Origin of the sequence: Klebsiella aerogenes (assembly GCA_029027985.1) — a bacterium.
Classification (GTDB): domain Bacteria; phylum Pseudomonadota; class Gammaproteobacteria; order Enterobacterales; family Enterobacteriaceae; genus Klebsiella; species Klebsiella aerogenes_A.
In genome coordinates, this window is the sequence record CP119076.1 from 2,244,619 (window position 1) to 2,264,085 (window position 19,467).

Sequence of the window (19,467 nt, forward strand, 5' to 3'; positions counted from 1 at the left end):
TTGTGGTAAGAAAATGAAGAACATCCTCGCCATTCAGTCTCACGTTGTGTTTGGCCACGCGGGCAACAGCGCCGCTGAGTTCCCGATGCGCCGTCTCGGCGCAAACGTCTGGCCCCTCAATACCGTTCAATTCTCCAACCATACGCAGTACGGCAAATGGACCGGCTGTGTGATGCCGCCATCGCACCTGACGGAGATCGTGCAGGGGATTGCCGATATCGATAAGCTGAAAAGCTGCGATGCGGTGCTGAGCGGCTACCTCGGCTCGGCTGAGCAGGGGGAGCATATTCTGGGTATTGTGCGCCAGGTGAAGGCAGCAAACCCGGCCGCCAAATATTTCTGCGACCCGGTGATGGGTCACCCGGAAAAGGGTTGCATCGTGGCGCCTGGGGTGGCTGAATTCCACGTACGCTATGCGTTGCCGGCAAGCGACATCATTGCGCCGAATCTTATTGAGCTGGAAATTCTTTGCGGCCACCCGGTGGCGAACGTTAACGAAGCGGTTAGCGCCGCGCGCGAGTTGATTGCGCAAGGGCCGCAGGTTGTGCTGGTTAAACATCTGGCTCGGGCCGGTATGAGCAGAGATCGCTTTGAGATGCTGCTGGTGACGGCAGAGGAAGCCTGGCATATCAGCCGTCCACTGGTTGATTTCGGCAGCCGTCAGCCGGTAGGAGTTGGCGACGTGACCAGCGGCCTGATGCTGGTTAAGCTACTGCAAGGCGTCAGTCTGCGCGACGCGCTTGAGCACGTCACCGCAGCCGTCTATGAAATAATGCTGGCGACAAAAGCGATGGCGGAATATGAACTGCAGGTGGTAGCGGCGCAGGATCGTATCGCGAAGCCGGAGCACGACTTCAGTGCGACTCGGTTGTAACGCAATAATATGCCCGGCTATTCGGCCGGGCACGTCAACGACTTACTTCAAACCTTCCGCAGCCAGCGCAGCCGCCACGGAGGGACGCGCGGCGACGTGCGCCATCCAGGCGCCGATGTTGCCATACGCTTCCATATTTAGTTTCACCGCATAACCCCAGCGCAGAACGGTAAACAGATAGCCGTCAGCGATGGTAAAACGATGGCCGTTCAGCCATTGCTTATCCTGTAGCGACTCATCGATATACTGCAGCTTTTTCTCAAGCAGCGTACGCGCCGTCGGTTTGTAGTCTTCCGGGGTATCCGGGCGGAACAGCGGGGTGAAGCCTTTGTGCAGCTCGGTGGCGACGTAGTTCAGCCATTCCAGAGTCTGATAGCGAGCGATAGTACCTACCGGCGCTAGCAACTGACGATCAGGCACGCGGTCGGCAATGTACTGCATGATGGCAACGCCTTCGGTCAGAAGGACTTCATCGTCGAGCAGCAGCGCGGGAACCTGGCCCTTCGGGTTAATCAGCAGATAGTCATCGCCGTTTTCCAGACGTTTTTTTGCCAGATCGACGCTATCGAGCGTGAAATCAAGGCCGCTTTCACGTAGGGCGATATGCGAGGCAAGGGAACAGGCGCCGGGTTTGTAGAACAGTTTCATCAGTAACTCCTCATGGCTGCAGTTTCCTGTATGTTAGTCCGCTCAGGGGTAAAAAAAAAGCCGCTAACTAAGGTTAGCGGCCTAAATTTAGTGGTTTTCCCGGGGCGCTTAAGCGGTCGCGGTTTCGCGCGCTTTTACGACAGCGTCGTCGTCCAGCGTCATACGGTTCAGTTTTGGCGCAGTCAGCAGCATCAGGAAGGCGATGACTGCGGTAGCAATACCAATCTGCAGGAATACGTGTCCGTATACATTCAGAGAAACCAGCGGGTCAGTCACGTTTTCCGGTACCGCCATCAGGTTAGCGATTTTACCTGCGATGATGGCGGCGCCAGCGGTAGTCAGGAACCAGCTGCCCATGATGAAGCCCATCAGACGCTGTGGAACCAGCTGTGCGACCATTGCCAGACCCAGGCCGGAAATCATCAGCTCGCCGATACTCTGCAGCGCGTAGCTGAGGATCAGCCAGTTTACGGAGACAATACCGGCGTCGCTGGCGAATTTGGTACCCAGCGGCAGCACCAGGAAGGCGCCGGAGCACAGCACCATCCCGATAGCGAACTTATGCGGCATCGGCAGGCGGTCGCCCATTTTGTTGTAGATGGCAGCGAGAATCGGGCTGCCAATCATGATCCAGAACGGGTTCAGTGCCTGATACTGTTCCGGTTCGAACGCGATACCCAGAATGGAGTGCTCAACGTTGCGAATCGCGAAGAAGTTCAGGGATGTCGGCATCTGGCTATACAACACAAAGAAGACAATCGCTTCAACCATCAGCAGGAAGGCCACGATCATTTTACGACGCGCCGCACCCTGCAGCGCCATGGCTTCTTTTGCGAAGATAATCACGATGCCCAGGGCGATAACACCCAGCGCGATGCGTGCGATACTCTGGTTGTGCAGCAGCCAGGTTGCGATAGCCACCAGAATCACAACGCCGACGATCGTCGCCAGCAGTTTACCCATATGCACTGGGGCAAAGTCAGGTTTAGAGCCGTATTGTTTAACCCACTTCTGGCAGAACGCGAAATTGACGACGGTAATCAGCATACCAACGACGCTCAGCGCGAACGCAACGCTCCAGCCGAATTTCGCTGCCAGCCATGGCGTTGCCAGCATAGAGAAGAAGGAACCGATATTGACGGACATATAGTACATGGTGAATGCACCGTCCAGACGCGGGTCGTTCTTGTCGTAGCAGGTAGAGAGCAGGGAAGACGGGTTGGCTTTGAACAGGCCGTTACCCACGGCGATAGTCGCCATCCCCATATACACGATTGCCGCATCGTGACCGGACCAGGCGACCAGCGCATAACCGATAGCCAGGACGATAGCGCCGAGCATAATGACACGTTTGGTGCCAAGTACCTTGTCGCCGAGCCATCCGCCGATAGCGACCAGGCCATAAACCAGTGCACTAAAGGAAGAGAACAGGGTGATAGAATCCGCTTCCGACATACCCAGCTGTTTTACCAGGTAAACGGCCATGATCCCTTGCAGGCCGTAATAACCAAAACGCTCCCATAACTCGATAGAGAAGATGAGATAAAACGCTCTTGGTTGTTTGAAAGCGTTCAGACTCACGCTTTCTGCTGGTTTATTGTTTGCAGTTGACACATATACCTCTTTTTTTACATCCCATATTAACGGGGGGTGTTCGGGGCGCAATCTCGGGAGACCGCCGCCTTTATAGTTATTCTTGGAGGGAAAACGGCAAGTAATGTTCACTATCCTGCCCCTTCAGGCAATAGCTTTGTAATACTCTGTTACACATAACTAAGTCGTTATAATTAGCCAGTCATACAAATGTTATACAGAGTTAAATTTCACCGTTTCGTTAAACCTGATATTTTAATCTGCGAGGTGAGGGATTGATGGGGATTAAGGCGATATATTCTGCTTTTAAGCCTTGAATGCAGTGTGATGAGCCATAGTCTTAAAAATTACCAGGGTAATGTCCTGGTATGTAAGCCTCTGATATTGAAATTACTGGCTTTGTGCATCATTTTAGCAACACAAAATTAACGTAAAGTTGCGTAGATGATCTGGATCACAAATGTATAGAAATTTTTTGCAGGCAAAAAACGAATGCGCTGATCGTACGTTATATGACCGCATAATTATCCAGATTTATGGCGGAAATATGGCGTGATTGTCGGGATGGATGGAAGAAATTAGAGCCATAACCACAGGTTAAGTTAAGGCTCCATGCTTTTCATGAATGAGATGTCTGGCTTTTGCAGAAATTTGAGTTATTCAGGTGATATGTAGGAGGTTAGGGATAAACCTTTTCTTTAAACTCGCACAAATCCTCAATCAGGCAGGAACCGCAGCGAGGTTTTCGCGCGATACAGGTGTAGCGGCCGTGCAGGATAAGCCAGTGGTGGCAGTCGACCTTAAACTCAGCGGGGACCACTTTTAACAACTTTTCTTCAACCTGTTCAACGTTCTTGCCCGGCGCGAATTGCGTCCGATTGCAAACGCGGAAGATATGGGTGTCAACGGCGATGGTCGGCCAGCCGAAGGCGGTATTCAGCACCACGTTGGCGGTTTTGCGCCCGACGCCGGGCAGGGCTTCCAGTGCAGCCCGGTCCTCCGGAACCTCGCCGTTATGTTGTTCCAGCAGAATCCGACAGGTCTTGATAACGTTTTCCGCTTTGCTATTAAACAGGCCAATGGTCTTGATATACGACTTTACGCCGTCGACGCCGAGTTCCAGCATAGCCGCTGGCGTATTTGCCACCGGATACAGTTTCGCTGTCGCTTTGTTGACGCTGACGTCGGTGGCCTGTGCTGAAAGCAATACGGCAATCAGTAACTCGAACGGCGAAGTAAAATTGAGTTCGGTCGTCGGATGCGGGTCGTTATCCCGCAATCGGGTCAGGATCTCAAGGCGTTTAGTTTTATTCATTTTACGCTTTCCCTGTCACGTCAGTCGGGGCGATAGAGACGGCCTGCGCCGCTTTCGCTTTCCGCTGTTTAGTACGCTCATCGATGAGGTATTTTACTGCCAACATCATACCCAGGCCAATAAAGGCACCTGGCGGCAGCATCGCCAGCAGGAAGGGCGTATCGGTATGGAAAACTTCGATACGCAGGACTTTCGCCCAACTGCCCAGCAGACTATCAGCGCCATCGAACAGCGTGCCGTTACCGATAATCTCGCGCAGCGAGCCCAACACGAACATGGCACAGGTCGCGCCCATGCCGATGGAAAAACCGTCGAGCGCGGATAGCGCGGGCCCTTTTTTAGCGGCAAATGCCTCGGCGCGGCCAACGACGATGCAATTGGTGACGATCAGCGGAATGAAGATGCCGAGCGACTGATACAGACCGAACGCGTAAGCATTAATCAGCATTTGTACGACGCTCACCACCGACGCGATGATCATCACATAGATGGGAATACGAATCTCCGCCGGCGTCCAGCGACGCAGACTGGAGATGGTGAGGTTGGTTAGCGTCAACACCAGCGTCGTCGCCAGACCAAGACCGAGGGCGTTGGTGGCGGTCGAGGTGACAGCGAGCAGGGGGCACATCCCCAGCAGCTGTACCAGCGCGGAGTTATTCTTCCACAGCCCTTGCACAATGACGTCTTTTACTTCGCTCATGGCTTAGTCTCCGCAGGTGGTGAATTCAGGGATTTGCGCAGGTAGTGTTTGTGCATACAGACCCGCACGCTTAACGGCGTTGACCACGGCACGCGGGGTGATAGTGGCACCAGTGAACTGATCAAAATCGCCGCCGTCTTTTTTCACTGCCCAGTGGCTATCATTCTGACCATGGATAACCTTGCCGCTAAAATGGGTGATCCAGTCGGAAATACGCAGTTCAATTTTATCGCCTAGTCCCGGTGTTTCATGATGTTCGGTGACGCGGGAACCGAGAACGGTACCTTTAAAATCAGCGGCGACCAGCAGCCGAATCGCGCCGGAATAGCCATCCGGCGCGGTCGCCTCCATCACTGCGCCGACCGGTGCATCGTTATTCTTCGCAATCCACACCTTATGCTGGCCTTTACCCAATTGCGGTGCGGCGACCAGATAACAACTTTTCAGCAGATCGTTATTATACATCTCCGGCGGCAGAACCTGATCGAAGAGGGCTTTCTGCTGCAGTGTGGCCTGCTGCTCAATGGTGTTTTTGGTTAACTCATTAATGGCGGCCGTCAGTCCGGTAGAGCCAGCGGCAAAAATTGCCAGCGTGATGCCGTGTTTACGCATGCTTTTTAACATGACGATCCCTCAACGGTGGCCGTACACGCGTGGGCGCGTGTAGTAATCAATTAATGGAACGGTAATATTCGCCAGCAGTACGGCAAAAGCGACGCCGTCCGGGTATCCGCCAAAACTGCGGATTAACCACACCAGTAAACCGGCCAGAGCGCCGAAAATCAGGCGTCCGCGATTGGTGGTGGAAGCGGTGACCGGATCGGTAAGAATAAAGAATGCGCCGAGCATGGTGGCGCCGGAAAGCAGATGTATTTGCGGCGAGGCCAGGCTCTGCGGCGAGAAGATCCACCCGAGGGTGGCGCACACGGCGAGGCTTGCGAGGAAGCTTACCGGAATATGCCAGCGGATGGTTTTTTGCCACAGCAGGAACAAACCGCCAACCAACCAGGCGAGGTTGACCCACTGCCAGCCGACACTGGCCAGTTCGCCGCCATAGATGGGATATTGCAGGATTTCTTTCACGCTGTGCCCGGCGTGTAGCGAGGTTTTAAAGGTATCCAGCGGTGTTGCCTGACTGATACCGTCAATCCCCATACGCAGGTTGTCCATATTGCTGCCGCTGGCGGTGTGGCCGGTAAAAATAACCTGTAACGCGTCGCTAAGACCGGGCACCTGCGCGGCGATTTCATGCGGCGGCAGCCAGGAGGTCATCTGCACCGGGAAGGAAATCAGCAGGACGACGTAGCCTATCATTGCGGGGTTGAATGGGTTATGCCCCAATCCGCCGTACAGTTGCTTGGCAATCACCACGGCAAAGGCGGTGCCGAGCACCACCATCCACCATGGCGCCAACGGTGGAATACTGACGGCCAGCAACAGTCCGGTCAGCAGGGCGGAATTATCGGTAAGCGTGGCGGCAATGTTCTGTTTGCGCAACTTAAGAATGGCGGCTTCCGTTCCCCAGGCGGTTACGGCCGCCAGGACAATTTGCAGTACGGTACCCCAGCCGAAAAACCAGCTCTGAACGATGATGCCGGGAATAGCGGCCAGCAAGACCAACAGCATAATCCGCGAGGTCTGACGCTGGTTATGGGTATAGGGGGAGCTTGCGATTCTGAAAACCATTTATTCCTCGTTAACTGCCTGCTGTGTTGCTTTACGCGCCTGAATGCGAGCGACGGCGGCAGCGACAGCCGCTTTACGCGGGTCGTCATTGACCGCGGTTGGCGCGATTTGTTGTTGTTCGGTTTGTTGCGCCGCTTTACGTGCCTTAGCGCGGGCAATTGCGGCCTCGACGGCGGCTTTACGCGGATCGACCGGCGCCGATTCTGTTACGGCGGCGTCAACCTCAACCGGCGCCGATTCCGTTACGGCGGCGTCAACCTCAACCGGCGGCGCGGCATTTTCAGTCTGCTGGGTCGCTTTGCGTGCCTTAGCACGGGCAATCGCGGCCTCGACGGCGGCTTTACGCGGATCGACCGGCGCCGATTCTGTTACGGTGGCGTCAACCTCAACCGGCGGCGCGGCACTTTCAGTCTGCTGAGCTGCTTTGCGCGCTTTGGCGCGGGCGATGGCGGCCTCAACGGCGGCTTTACGCGGATCGACCGGTGCTGATTCTGTTACGGCGGCGTCAACTTCAACCGGCGGCGCGGCACTTTCAGTCTGCTGAGCCGCTTTGCGCGCTTTGGCACGGGCGATAGCGGCTTCCACCGCGGCTTTACGCGGATCGACCGGCGCCGATGCCGTTACGCTGGCGTCAACCCCACCGACCGCTTGCTGTTCGGCTTTGCGCGCCCGCGCTTCGGCTTTGCGTGCTTCGCGAGCGGCGATCGCTTCACTATTATCCGGTTTAGTACCGGACTGAATCACAATTGGCTGCGCCGCATCGCGCTGTTTATCACGGACGCGGGCCAGAGCGGCGGCAATCGCATCCTGATCTTTCGCTGCCGGTTGCACGGCCGCTTTTTTATGTTTTTCCTGGCGTGCGGCCTTGTCGCGTTCCAGACGCGCCTGGCGCGCTTCAAAGCGGGCCTTTGCCTCGGCGGCGCGCTGTTCTTCCTGATGGATAGCGGCAATTTCGGCCTTTTCCTGACGGAAATACTGCACCAGCGGAATGTTGCTTGGGCAGACCCACGCGCAGGCGCCACACTCGATGCAGTCGGCTAAGTTATGGGTGGTTGCTTTATCATGCTGCTGACCTTTACTGAACCAATACAGCTGCTGCGGCAATAAATCCGCGGGGCAGGCATCGGCACAGGCGCTACAGCGGATACAGCCTTTCTCTTCCTCCGGCTCGCCTATTTCGGTGGCCGACGGCGCCAGCAGACAGTTGGTGATTTTTACCACCGGGACGTCGAGCCATGGCAGCGTGAAGCCCATCAACGGGCCGCCCATGATCACCATCGGCTCGGAACTGGCGCAGAAACCCGCGTCGCTCAGCAGATGGCGCACCGGCGTGCCAAGGCGCGCCCAGACGTTTCCGGGGCGGGAAATGGCCTCGCCGGTTAAGGTGACTACGCGCTCGGTTAACGGTTCGCCGTCGACAACCGCGCGTTTAACGGCGAAAGCGGTACCGACGTTTTGCATCAGGACGCCAATATCGGAGGAGCGGCCGCCGTGCGGTACCTGCTTGCCGGTAAGAATTTGCGTCAGCTGCTTTGCGCCGCCGGAGGGATATTTCGTCGGGATCACGCGCAGAGCGATGCCGTAAGCATCGGATAACACCGCGCGGAGCATGGAAATCGCCTGCGGTTTATTATCCTCGATACCAATCAACACCTGCCGGGGCTGCAGGATGTGCGCCAGAATACGGATCCCTTCAACGACCTGCGCCGCGCAATCCTGCATCAGACGATCGTCGGCAGTGATATAAGGCTCGCACTCTGCGGCATTAATAATCAGAGTGTCGATGTTATCTCCGCCGCCGCGCAATTTAGTGCCGGTCGGGAAGCCTGCGCCGCCGAGCCCGGCAACACCAAACTGGTGAATACGCTCGATGAGCGCTTCCGGTGATTTATTCTGGTAGTCGCTCCAGCCGTCGCGCTCTATCCACCGATCTTCGCCATCGGCGTCGATAATCACGCTCAATTCCGCCAGCGCGGAAGGATGGGCGGTGGAGTGGGGAGCGATGGCAGTCACTGTGCCGGATGTAGGGGCATGGACCGGCAGCATTCTTCCCCAACCGCGAGTCAGCGGTTGGCCGCGCAGTACCTGGTCGCCCGGTTTCACGCACAGTTCGCCTTCCGCGCCGATATGCTGCTTGAGCGGAATGACAAAACGCTGCGGCAGAGGAACCTGGCGCAGCGGCGTACCGTTGGACTGGGTTTTCATTTCCGGCGGATGAATACCACCGTTGAAGTCCCAGACCTTATCTTTTCGGAAAGCGGAAAATAGCTTAAACATGTTGTTCCACAGGAATAATGCGTACTGGGATGGTTTGCAGATCCCATTTCCAGTTTTCAGTGGTCTGAGCGACCGGACGCAGGTCTATGCACTGGGTCGGGCAGGGCGCCACGCAGAGATTACAGCCAGTGCAGAGATCGCTTACCACCGTGTGCATGGCACGAGTCGCGCCGACGATGGCGTCTACCGGGCAGGCCTGAATACATTTGGTGCAACCGATGCAGTTGGCCTCGTCAATAACCGCCAGCATGCGTACCGGTTCTTGTTCTTGCTCGTCGCCGTCAATGGGCTGCGGGTCGACGTTGAGCAAGGCGGCGATTTTTAACATGACCGCTTCGCCGCCGGGAGCACAGCGGTTGATCTTTTCCCCCTGGGTGCCCACGGCTTCCGCATACGGCCGGCAGCCAGGAAAACCGCACTGACCACATTGGCTCTGCGGCAGCAGTTCATCAATTTTTTCAACCACCGGATCGTCTTCGACCGCAAAGCGACGCGCAGCGTATCCCAGTATTAAGCCGAAAATCAGCCCGAGCAGGCTGATAGCGATTACGGCTATCCAGACAGCGCTCATTACAACTTCACCAACCCACTAAAGCCCATAAATGCCAGCGACATTAAACCAGCGGTCACCAGCGCAATCGCGTTGCCGCGAAACGGCGCGGGAACATCGGCAACCACCAGACGCTCGCGAATAGCGGCGAATAATACCATGACCAGCGAAAAACCGACTGCTGCGGCGAAGCCGTACAATGCGGATTGCAGGAAGTTATGCCCGAGGTTAATGTTCAGCAAGGCAACGCCTAGCACCGCGCAGTTGGTGGTAATCAGCGGCAGGAAGATCCCCAGCAGGCGATACAGCGCCGGGCTGGTTTTACGCACCACCATTTCGGTAAATTGCACAACGACTGCGATGACCAGAATAAAGGCCAGGGTGCGCAGATAAACAAGATTTAACGGGATGAGGATCCAGGTATCAATCAACCAGGCGCAAATCGAGGCCAGCGTCATCACGAAAGTGGTGGCCAGTCCCATCCCCATAGCGGTTTCCAGCTTTTTGGAAACCCCCATAAACGGGCACAATCCAAGGAACTTCACCAGCACGAAGTTATTAACAAGGACAGTACCGACAAAGAGCAGTAAATAATCAGCCATCATTGGACCTGAAACGAAAAAAAGCCGCCTATTATCGAATAAATCGATACCGGCGACAACAGGTGAACTGTGTGGTTATTACGGATTGACGAAGGTCCGTTTAACCCGCGCAGAGCGTCGAAAATAGGGCGCAAACAGCGCTGCGGCGAGCAGCGGGAACAGCAGTTGGCGCATAGCTAATAGATCCGAAATCGGTGAAAAGGCAAACGCTTTGATCGCCAGCAGCAGGGAAATAAGCAGCCAGATAATATAGTGCTTCGGTACGACCGCGCGTCGTTTGAAAAACGCCATCGTTAACCACAGGGTGTAATACCACATCGCCACGGCAAACAGCAGCGAGGCCAGCCACAATGCGAGATGGCCGAGGCTCATCGCCTTCAGCAGCGCCCAGGTCTGCGGCGCCATCAGCGCATTTGCGTAGAGTATTAATGATAATGAGGTACTGAGCAGCGCCAGCAGTAGCCAGGCCAGCGGCGCCAGTAACCATCCGCCGATACGTTCTGCAGATTGAGAGGACATCTTTACCCCCGGATTCAACGCCAGTTAGTCAATTTCAGGGCGGGAAGTATAAGCAACTGGCGTGAATGATAACAGTCTTTATTGCACGTAACGCCATACCGACTTAGGTACCTGGCCGACATCGAACAACTTTCCGCCAGAGACCAGTTCGGCGCGGCGATGGTCGGCAGCACGATACATATTGACGATTTCATTGGTGTCGGACAGGGAGTAGTTAAGATGATCAAAAAGTTTTTCGAGGCTTTCCAGCGAACTGATCTTGCGGAATTTTAATAAATAATCCTGAACGGTCATTTTTGTATCCATTTATAATCGGAATTAATTAAGTTGAATATTACCAATTTTCAGTAAACCGTGCTTCAACTAACAGCGCCTTCTTGATGGGCCGGCGGAATTATTTCGGTTGCCAATACTAAAAACAAGAACTGATTAGGGTCCTGGCATAGTAAAAAGAAATTTAAGAATATTCTATAACCAGAGCAGGCGCCGGACGGCGCCTGGGGGAGAAGATTAACGCTGTTCGCCTCGGCTGGCAATAACGTTTTGGTACCAATAATAACTCTTTTTTCGTTTACGGGCCCGGTTTTGCTGGTGATCGACGTAGACAAAGCCATACTGTTTCTGGTAGCCGTTCAGCCAACTGAGTAGGTCAATAAAGGACCACGGATAAAAACCGCGAACATCCGCACCTAATGCTATTGCCTTTTCGAGGGCATTAATGTGGCTACTCAGATAGTCAATTCGCGGGTCGTCAACTATTTCGCCGTCAATAATCGGATCTTTCGCCCCAAGGCCATTTTCAGTGATATAGATTGGAATATCACCGTAGCGTTCTTTTATCATCATAATACCGTCGGTTAATCCCTGCGGCCAAATTTCCCAACCCCACTCGGTATAAGCGCTGTGTGGATTACGGACGAAATAAAATAATCCGTCAACGCCGGATTCACCGACTCCAGGGCCGTCCTGCGGCGTAGCGGAGACGGTTTCTCGCCGATAATAATTCAGGCCGATAAAATCACAGCGGCTTTCCTTGAGCAGCGCGTCGTCGCCCGCTGCAAATTGCGGCACGTTCCATAGAGCCTGAGCCTGACGTAAAAGTGCTTCAGGATAGGCCCCTTTCAGAACCGGATCGTATAACCAGTGGGTGTGGATAGCGTCGGCCAGCGCGCTGGCCTCGATATCCTCAGGGCTCTGGGTCAGCGGCGTATGGGGCTGCAGGACGTTAACAAAACCTATCTGGCCGACAATGGCCATCTCGCGGAAGGCTTTAACCGCCAGGGCGTGGGCGATAAACACATGATGGCAAGCCTGGATGGCGCGCGCAGGGTCGCGTACGGCGGGAGGGTGGCAGCCATTAATATAACCGTGGCCAATAAAAACGAGGGTTTCGTTAAACGTCGCCCATAGTTTCACCTGTGAGCCAAAGCGCTGATAACAGAGGCGGGCGTATTCGGCGAAGGCTTCAGCGGTGCTACGCGACTCCCAACCGCCTTCATCCTGCAGCGCTTGTGGCAGATCCCAGTGGTACAGGGTGATCATCGGTTCGATATTGTGCGCCAGCAATTCATCGATCAAATCACTGTAAAACTGGACGCCAGCTTCATTAATCTCGCCGCGGCCATCAGGGAGGAGTCGTGGCCAGGAGATGGAAAAGCGGTAGCTTTGCAGCCCCATCTCCGCCATCAGGGCGACATCCTCACGAAAGCGATGGTAGTGATCGACGGCGATATCGCCGTTGGTGCCCTGAAAGGTCGTTCCGGGCTGGTGGGAATAGATATCCCAAATAGAAGGGCCTTTGCCATCGGCATCGTGCCCGCCTTCGACCTGGTAAGCGGCAGTTGCGGCCCCCCAGAGAAAATCTTGCGGAAATGCGGACATCAAAAAAACTCCTTATCAAGTGATAAAGAGAGTGTATTGAATGGCCTCGCAAATCTGCAACCGGTTTCGGAAACCGGTTGCAGATTTGCGGCGAGCGTTTCTTTTCCCCGTTACTTCGCTTGTACGGCATTGGCCGGAGGCGGGGCCTGATAATCATCGATTTGGTGGGCAACCACCAACAGTACAGCGGAAACGCCAAAAACAACCCAGCCAATAAGTTCTACAATGCGGGTAAAAACAGTCGTCATAATTCTACAGCGTAAAGTGAAAATGGACTGAAATGTTACTAAACCGCGGAAACAACGCAAGTATTACCTCCCGACAATTGCGCAACTGGCGTAAAGATGAGCAGTGAGCGCGGATAAACGGGAGATTGCGGCTTATAGTTGTGGTAGGGGTAGTAAAAGAGGGTAACACCATGAGTGATGCGATACGGGTAGGACTCATCGGCTACGGTTATGCGAGCAAAACGTTCCATGCTCCCTTGATCGGCGGTACGCCGGGGATGGCGTTGACGGGAGTCGTCAGCAGCGATGCAGAGAAAGTGCTGGCAGACTGGCCTGCCGTTCAGGTGGTCTCGTCAGCGAATGCGCTTTTCGCGAATCCGGATATTGATCTGATTGTTATTCCCACTCCCAATGATACTCACTTTCCGCTGGCGCGCGCCGCGCTGGAGGCGGGGAAACATGTTGTCGTTGATAAACCTTTTACCGTGACACTGTCACAGGCGCGCGAACTGGATGCGATTGCCAGAAGCCGCGGACGGCTGCTCTCCGTATTCCACAACCGCCGCTGGGATAGCGATTTTCTGACGCTTAAAGCGCTGATTGCCGAAGGGCAATTGGGGGAGGTCTGCTATTTCGAATCGCATTTCGATCGTTTCCGCCCGCAGGTCCGCGACCGCTGGCGTGAACAAGGTGGCCCTGGCAGCGGTATCTGGTACGACTTAGGCCCGCATCTGCTTGACCAGGCGGTCAATCTGTTTGGCTTGCCGGTCAGCATCGCGGTCGATCTGGCGCAGCAGCGTCCGGGGGCACAGGCGACGGATTATTTCCACGCGGTGTTGATTTATCCACAGCGCAGAGTGGTGCTGCACAGCACGTTGCTGGCGGCGGCGGAAACGGCGCGTTATATCGTACACGGTTCGCGGGGCAGCTACGTGAAATATGGTCTCGACCCGCAAGAGGAACGCCTGAAAAGTGGCGAACGCTTGCCGCAGGAGGATTGGGGTTACGATATGCGTGACGGCGTACTGACCCGGGTCGAGGGAGAAGAACGTGTCGAGGAGAATTGGCTGACACTGCCGGGAAATTATCCAGCCTATTATGCGGCGATCCGTGACGCGCTCAACGGCGACGGCGAAAACCCGGTGCCGGCAAGCCAGGCGATTCAGATTATGGAATTGATTGAGCTGGGAATTGAATCGGCACGGCACCGGGCGGCGCTGTGCCTGATATAAAAGAAACGCTCCGTCCGCGTGGCGGAGCGATGGCTTAGTTAGCCTGTAAAATGCGTTGGATCAGCGCGTCTTTTTCCTGACGGCTCAGGAACGCCAGCTCCAGACCGTTGATTTGTGCCTGGCGGATCTGCTCGCGGCTGAGTCCTGCAGCCGGAGCTGCGACATTGTATTCATGGATAATATCCACGCCCTGAACCGCCGGGTCATCGGTATTAATGCAGGCCAGTACGCCGTGGTTGAGGAAGGTTTTCAGCGGGTGCTGCGCCAGAGAAGGTACCGTACTGGTTTGAATATTCGACGTCAGGCAAGATTCAATACCGATACGCTCGGCGGCGAGGAAATCCATGAGCGCCGGATCGTGTACCGCTTTCACACCGTGGCCGATGCGCTCGGCACCCAGCTCACGAATCGCTTGCCAGATGCTTTCCGGACCCGCTGCTTCACCTGCATGGACGGTGATATGCCAGCCAGCATCACGCGCGCGGCGGAAGTGATCCATAAACAGCGCGCCCGGGAAGCCCAGTTCGTCGCCTGCCAGATCCAGCGCAGTAATCCCATCGCGATGGGTAAGCAGGGCGTTGAGCTCTTCTTCGCAGGCGGCTTCGCCAAAGGTGCGGCTCATGATGCCAATCAGGCGCGCCTCGACGCCGAAATCACGGCAGCCTTCGCGAACACCGGCAATCACCGCTTCCACGACGCCCGCGACCGGTAACTGATGGGTCATCGCCATATAGCGCGGAGAAAAGCGCAGCTCAACGTAGTGCAGGCCGTTGCGCGCGGCATCTTCAACGTTTTCCCAGGCGACGCGACGGCAGGCATCCAGAGAGGCGAGCACCTTCACCCCCCAGTCGAGTTTCGCAAGGAAGCTAACCAGATCCGGTTCATTGCTGGTCACCTGTACATGCGGGCGCAGCGTTTCAAGAGTATTCGCCGGAAGGGTAATATTGAACTGGCGACCAAGATCGAGAATGGTTTGGGCTCGGATGTTGCCGTCAAGGTGGCGGTGGATGTCAGTTAAAGGCAAAGTTGAATCAATCATGGTCGCACTCGTTTTATAGTTGAAGTGCAAGGTATTATACAACAGCAGTCTAACTGTTTAAAAGTATTGAAAAAATACTGATGATACAAATAGTTGTCTGATATTGCGTGCTTTTTTGCGCAAAAATAAAGCCTTTTCACCATCGCGTTGCGCAACATGGCGATTTTGATAACTGAATCACCGGTAGCCCATCAGGCTACCGTGCGCAATTTAACGCTAAACAGGGAGTATCATATTTTCTATATGCAATAATTTATTATCTTTTGACCAATAATGACGAGATTTTTCATTCAGATCGACGACCCACTTAAATACACCCGCTTGTGCCAGATCGGCACAATAGACATCATAGGATGTCATACCGCTGAAATGCCTGCGGGCCGCTTCTTTCGTCTGTGTTGAACTGGCCAGTGAATTGACCCGTAATAGTTTTCTATTACTTTTCATAGAAATAAATGCATCTGATGACATCACGAATTTGACATTCCCGGTGGCAACGAAATAGATGTAATAAGAAACGTTATTTGCAATGAGTTCTTCGGTAAATGAAATAAAATCCGCATCAGTGCGTACTCGCTCAAAATAGACTCTGAGCAAATCCAGAAGCTCCATGGTATCCCTTGTTGGTTGTTGTCAACGTGAAGCCGTCTCCTATACATCTGCCGTATGGAAACTGTTCACTTATCTATTTATTATAATGCTAATAGTATAGGCATGATTTTAATGTGTGTAATGGTATTGGAATAGTGTTTCAAGTGTTACAAAGTATTGCTTAAACGCTAAATGTGGAGACCGCGTCGGGCTGGTGGAAAAATAGCAACCCGGGATGTGTTCAGATAGTGTGGCATTAGTCATAGTGAATCAGTATTTGATCTGATACCCGTTATACTTCAAGTTGCATGTGCATTGACAATAACTCGGCCATCCTTGGGTCTCGTCCTTATGGGGTCGGTACAAGCGCTGTTGGTCCTGTAACTCGGATTATTTAGGGTAAAGAAAGGGTTTTAGATGCGGCGAAAGGCTGGTAGTTATCCCTTGTCCTCGATCGCAGGGGCCTGGACATCAAGCATCTGAGTTAACACGCGCCGCGCATTGGCGGCGCAGTCAAGGTCGTCCGGTTTCTGTTGTATCTCTTTGATAACATCGATCAGCTGTGCTTTGCTTTGCCTCAGTTTCTGTTCCAGCTTTTCAATATCGGCCACCTTTTGTTGTAGGGTAGCCAGCAGCGTTTGCCGATCCCAATGGTTCAGGTCTGATGGCAGCAGGGCCGCTATCTCTTCCAGACTAAAGCCTGCGCCCTGAGCGGTCGTAATCAGTCCCAGAACCAGTAACGTTTCTTCAGGATAGCTGCGGTAGCCGTTTGCTTTGCGCTGCACGGTTTTCAGGATCCCGACGCGTTCGTAATAGCGGATCCGCGAAGGCGCCAGTCCACTGCGTTTGGCCAGGGTGCCGATGTTCATGTTTATTCCTCATAAGCGACTTGACCTTAAACTTAACTTTAAGGTTATGGTTTGTCCAGTTTACTCACTGGAGTCCCAATATGAGCCTTTTTACCCCTCTACAACTTGCCTCTGGCGTTGTGATCAACAATCGCATTGTGAAAGCCGCGATGGAAGAAAACATGGCTGATGTCGATCATGCGCCGTCGCCTGAATTGCTTGTCCTGTATCAGGCTTGGGCGCAAGGCGGCGCGGGGGTGATTATTACCGGCAATGTAATGGTGGATGCCCGGGCGATGACCGGCCCGGCGGGCGTGGTGTTGGAAAGCGATAAGTTTCTGGATAAGTTCCACGCCTGGTCGCAAACGGCGCAGGCGAATGGCGCGCGGGCGTGGATGCAGATAAATCATCCCGGGCGGCAGATGCCCGCCGCTCTTGGGCAGGAGACGTTGGCGCCTTCAGCGCTGGCGTTAGATCTTGGCGCGCAGTCTTCGCGTTTTCGCCTGCCGCGGGCCATGAGTGAAACGGATATTGCTGATGTTACCCGGCGCTTTATTACGACCTCGCAACTGGCAGAGCGCGCCGGATTTAGCGGTGTCGAAATTCATGCCGCCCACGGCTATCTGCTAAGCCAGTTCCTGTCGCCATTGAGCAACCAGCGAACCGACCGCTTTGGCGGCAGCATTGAAAATCGTGCGCGTTTACTGCTTGATATCGTGCGTGGCGTTCGTGCCGCTGTGGCGGCGGATTTTACCGTTGCTGTTAAGCTTAACTCAGCGGATTTTCAACACGGCGGCTTTTCGACGCACGATGCTCAGGCGGTGGTGCAAATGTTGGCCGAATGCGGTGTGGATCTGGTCGAGCTCTCCGGCGGGAGCTACGAAGCGCCGGCGATGATGGGGGCCATGCGTGATGAACGAACGCTAGCACGTGAGGCCTACTTTCTGGAGTTTGCCCAGCAGATTGCTGAAGTATCGACCATTCCTTTAATGGTTACCGGCGGTGTACGGCGACGGGAGGTGGCGGAAAGGGTGGTTAATAGTGGAATTGCGTTGGTGGGTATTGCGACGGCGTTGGCTATCGTTCCCGAGTTACCGAAATACTGGCGCAACGGAGAATATGATGCGCCGCCGTTGCGCAAGGGTAGCTGGAAGAATAAGGCTATTGCCGCTAGTGCCCATATGGCAGCGGTAAAATATCAGCTACAACGATTGAGTCGCCACCGCGCGCTGAAGCCGCAGGTCTGGCCGCTGTGGGCGCTTTTGACGGCGCAGCTAACGGCAAAATGGCAGACTAAACGTTATCGGCGCTGGATGTCCGGTCAATAGAAACGGCCGGCAGCAGGCTACCGGCTGATGATTTTACTTCTGGATAAGATAGCGGATCGTCGGCCCGTCCTGCTGAATATCCAGCACGGTGTAGCCGTGGTTTTCCGCGTCCTGTGGGATGTTATTGATTGACTGCGGACAGTCGCTGACCACCTCAAGAATTTCGCCTTTTTTCAGCGACGGCATGGCTTCGAGCGTAGCAACGGCCGGGTAGGGACAAGGTTCGCCAACCATATCAAGGCGGTAATCAGGAACGATATCTTTCATGCGGTTTCCTTAATGCGCGCCGCCGCGGCGGCTTTCTGGCGGAAGAAGTGTTTTTCCCAGGCAATGACTAACAGCAGGGCGATAAACAGCAGCAGGTAGGTGACCAACAGGCCGCCGAATGGACCAAAGACGGCGAGCAGATTGACTTTGTCCCAGTGGATCGCCAGCGCAGGCGACAGGTCATCCCAGAAGTAAGCCAGGATGGTGGAGCCAATAACGTTACCGAGCCCGACCCACCAGTAGTGAACCTGGCCTTCCACGGCGCGATACATCCAGCCGGTTTCGCAGCCGCCGGCCAGCACAATGCCGAAACCGAACAGCAGGCCACCAATCACCGCATTCGGGCCTGCCCACATGATCTTAGGCTCCATGCCGAGCTGCACATAGCTGAAGATGCCGATGGCGCTGGCCGCCATGCCGAAGATGATTGCTTTCGCCATATAAGTGCGCCCGGTGACCCACATATCACGGAACGCGGAGGTGAAACAGATTTGCGCCCGCTCAATCAATAAGCCAAAACCCACGCCGAACAGGAGGGCGAAGCCAAGTTTCGGTTGATTGGCGGCGGTGAGCAGACCCCAACCGATCATCGCGGCGAACACCAGCATTCCGAGACGGAAACGGCGACGTGCCTGAGCCGGTTTTTGCGTCAACGGCGAGGCGGCGGAGACTTTCTCTATATTGACCGGAATGCGAAATATGGGGAGCAGGGTAAAGCGCGCGCCGAACCAGGTGCCGATAGCGGTGGCAATCGCAAAGAACCAGGCGTGCAGGGAAAACTGCGGGATGCCGGTGAAGAAGGCCGCCAGGTTGCAGCCCATCGCCAGGCGCGCGCCGAACCCGGCAATAATGCCGCCAGCCAGCGCCTGAAAAATACGAATACGATGGCGGGGCATGCGTAGTTTGACGTTATTGGCCCATAGCGCGGCGGCCAGACAGCCGCCGAACATACCAATAATCATCATCCCGTCGATCCGGGTTAATGGCGTGCCATCAAGATGAATTAACTTGTAGTAGCCCCATTCCTCTGCCGGAACGCCGACCAGCTGCAGCAGCTGACCACCCCAGCGGGTAAATTCGCCAGTGACCGCCCAGAAGGTGCCGGTAATGCCAAAATAGTAGGTAGAGAGAATACCGGCGGCGATCACCGCAGGCGCCGGCGACCAAAATTTAATTAGCCAGGCTTGTTTGAATTGTTGCCATGTCATAGAAATTCCTCTGAACTCAGAAGGTAATTCGCCCAGGGAGGGCTTGAAGAATCGCGATAATACGCCGCTTAGCTGACTAAAT

Annotated in this window: 21 protein-coding genes; 3 read left to right on the forward strand and 18 right to left on the reverse strand. The window is 54.7% G+C overall.

Going from position 1 to position 19,467, the window contains the following annotated elements; translation table 11 throughout:
* Window positions 1–13 precede the first annotated feature (13 nt).
* Window positions 14–874 (forward strand): pyridoxal kinase PdxY, encoded by an 861-nt coding sequence (gene pdxY / locus PYR66_10725; GenBank protein ID WEF30124.1) that lies wholly within the window; start codon window positions 14–16, stop codon window positions 872–874.
* Between the two features lie 42 nt (window positions 875–916).
* Here the strand turns inward: pdxY and gstA are convergent, their stop codons facing one another.
* The 13 genes from gstA to blr all read right to left on the reverse strand — a co-directional run bounded on the left by gstA (window position 917) and on the right by blr (window position 12,893).
* Window positions 917–1,522 (reverse strand): glutathione transferase GstA, encoded by a 606-nt coding sequence (gene gstA / locus PYR66_10730; GenBank protein ID WEF30125.1) that lies wholly within the window; start codon window positions 1,520–1,522, stop codon window positions 917–919.
* 108 nt (window positions 1,523–1,630) lie between these two features.
* On the reverse strand, window positions 1,631–3,136 hold the full coding sequence (gene dtpA, locus PYR66_10735; GenBank protein WEF30126.1) for a dipeptide/tripeptide permease DtpA: 1,506 nt from the start codon (window positions 3,134–3,136) through the stop codon (window positions 1,631–1,633).
* Between the two features lie 658 nt (window positions 3,137–3,794).
* The gene (gene nth / locus PYR66_10740; GenBank protein WEF30127.1) at window positions 3,795–4,430 is read right to left on the reverse strand and encodes an endonuclease III; all 636 of its coding nucleotides are present in this window, start codon (window positions 4,428–4,430) and stop codon (window positions 3,795–3,797) included.
* Between the two features lies 1 nt (window position 4,431).
* Window positions 4,432–5,130 (reverse strand): electron transport complex subunit E, encoded by a 699-nt coding sequence (locus PYR66_10745; protein WEF30128.1) that lies wholly within the window; start codon window positions 5,128–5,130, stop codon window positions 4,432–4,434.
* A 3-nt stretch (window positions 5,131–5,133) separates the two neighbouring features.
* On the reverse strand, window positions 5,134–5,754 hold the full coding sequence (gene rsxG, locus PYR66_10750; GenBank protein WEF30129.1) for an electron transport complex subunit RsxG: 621 nt from the start codon (window positions 5,752–5,754) through the stop codon (window positions 5,134–5,136).
* Window positions 5,755–5,763: 9 nt separating this feature from the next.
* The gene (gene rsxD / locus PYR66_10755; protein WEF30130.1) at window positions 5,764–6,816 is read right to left on the reverse strand and encodes an electron transport complex subunit RsxD; all 1,053 of its coding nucleotides are present in this window, start codon (window positions 6,814–6,816) and stop codon (window positions 5,764–5,766) included.
* The gene (rsxC, locus tag PYR66_10760; GenBank protein ID WEF30131.1) at window positions 6,817–9,093 is read right to left on the reverse strand and encodes an electron transport complex subunit RsxC; all 2,277 of its coding nucleotides are present in this window, start codon (window positions 9,091–9,093) and stop codon (window positions 6,817–6,819) included.
* Window positions 9,086–9,664 (reverse strand): electron transport complex subunit RsxB, encoded by a 579-nt coding sequence (rsxB, locus tag PYR66_10765; GenBank protein ID WEF30132.1) that lies wholly within the window; start codon window positions 9,662–9,664, stop codon window positions 9,086–9,088. The genes rsxC and rsxB overlap by 8 nt, the downstream gene beginning before the upstream one ends.
* Window positions 9,664–10,245 carry an electron transport complex subunit RsxA gene (gene rsxA / locus PYR66_10770; protein WEF30133.1) on the reverse strand — a complete coding sequence of 194 codons (582 nt, stop codon included), beginning with the start codon at window positions 10,243–10,245 and terminating at the stop codon, window positions 9,664–9,666. The genes rsxB and rsxA overlap by 1 nt, the downstream gene beginning before the upstream one ends.
* Window positions 10,246–10,323: 78 nt before the next feature.
* A complete protein-coding gene (locus tag PYR66_10775; GenBank protein ID WEF30134.1) occupies window positions 10,324–10,764 on the reverse strand; it encodes a DUF2569 domain-containing protein in 441 nt (146 codons plus the stop codon).
* A 78-nt stretch (window positions 10,765–10,842) separates the two neighbouring features.
* The gene (ydgT, locus tag PYR66_10780) at window positions 10,843–11,058 is read right to left on the reverse strand and encodes a transcription modulator YdgT (protein ID WEF30135.1); all 216 of its coding nucleotides are present in this window, start codon (window positions 11,056–11,058) and stop codon (window positions 10,843–10,845) included.
* Window positions 11,059–11,274: 216 nt separating this feature from the next.
* On the reverse strand, window positions 11,275–12,645 hold the full coding sequence (locus PYR66_10785; protein WEF30136.1) for a GH1 family beta-glucosidase: 1,371 nt from the start codon (window positions 12,643–12,645) through the stop codon (window positions 11,275–11,277).
* Between the two features lie 110 nt (window positions 12,646–12,755).
* The gene (gene blr / locus PYR66_10790; protein ID WEF30137.1) at window positions 12,756–12,893 is read right to left on the reverse strand and encodes a division septum protein Blr; all 138 of its coding nucleotides are present in this window, start codon (window positions 12,891–12,893) and stop codon (window positions 12,756–12,758) included.
* A gap of 170 nt (window positions 12,894–13,063) precedes the next feature.
* Here blr and PYR66_10795 point away from each other — a divergent pair, with 170 nt between their 5' ends.
* A complete protein-coding gene (locus PYR66_10795) occupies window positions 13,064–14,104 on the forward strand; it encodes an oxidoreductase (GenBank protein WEF30138.1) in 1,041 nt (346 codons plus the stop codon).
* Window positions 14,105–14,138: 34 nt separating this feature from the next.
* On the opposite strand, the gene add is transcribed toward PYR66_10795, so the two are convergent.
* The 3 genes from add to PYR66_10810 all read right to left on the reverse strand — a co-directional run bounded on the left by add (window position 14,139) and on the right by PYR66_10810 (window position 16,603).
* Entirely contained in the window at window positions 14,139–15,143 is a 1,005-nt protein-coding gene (add, locus tag PYR66_10800) for an adenosine deaminase (GenBank protein ID WEF30139.1), read from the reverse strand.
* Window positions 15,144–15,359: 216 nt separating this feature from the next.
* Window positions 15,360–15,755, reverse strand: a complete 396-nt coding sequence (locus tag PYR66_10805; protein ID WEF30140.1) for a DUF1398 domain-containing protein — start codon at window positions 15,753–15,755, stop codon at window positions 15,360–15,362.
* A 416-nt stretch (window positions 15,756–16,171) separates the two neighbouring features.
* A complete protein-coding gene (locus tag PYR66_10810; GenBank protein ID WEF30141.1) occupies window positions 16,172–16,603 on the reverse strand; it encodes a MerR family transcriptional regulator in 432 nt (143 codons plus the stop codon).
* A gap of 80 nt (window positions 16,604–16,683) precedes the next feature.
* Between PYR66_10810 and PYR66_10815 the strand changes: the two genes are divergently transcribed.
* Entirely contained in the window at window positions 16,684–17,910 is a 1,227-nt protein-coding gene (locus PYR66_10815) for an NADH:flavin oxidoreductase/NADH oxidase family protein (protein WEF30142.1), read from the forward strand.
* Window positions 17,911–17,943: 33 nt separating this feature from the next.
* Here PYR66_10815 and yedF read toward each other — a convergent pair whose 3' ends face one another.
* On the reverse strand, window positions 17,944–18,177 hold the full coding sequence (gene yedF / locus PYR66_10820; protein WEF30143.1) for a sulfurtransferase-like selenium metabolism protein YedF: 234 nt from the start codon (window positions 18,175–18,177) through the stop codon (window positions 17,944–17,946).
* On the reverse strand, window positions 18,174–19,385 hold the full coding sequence (gene yedE, locus PYR66_10825; protein WEF30144.1) for a selenium metabolism membrane protein YedE/FdhT: 1,212 nt from the start codon (window positions 19,383–19,385) through the stop codon (window positions 18,174–18,176). The genes yedF and yedE overlap by 4 nt, the downstream gene beginning before the upstream one ends.
* Window positions 19,386–19,467: the final 82 nt, after the last annotated feature.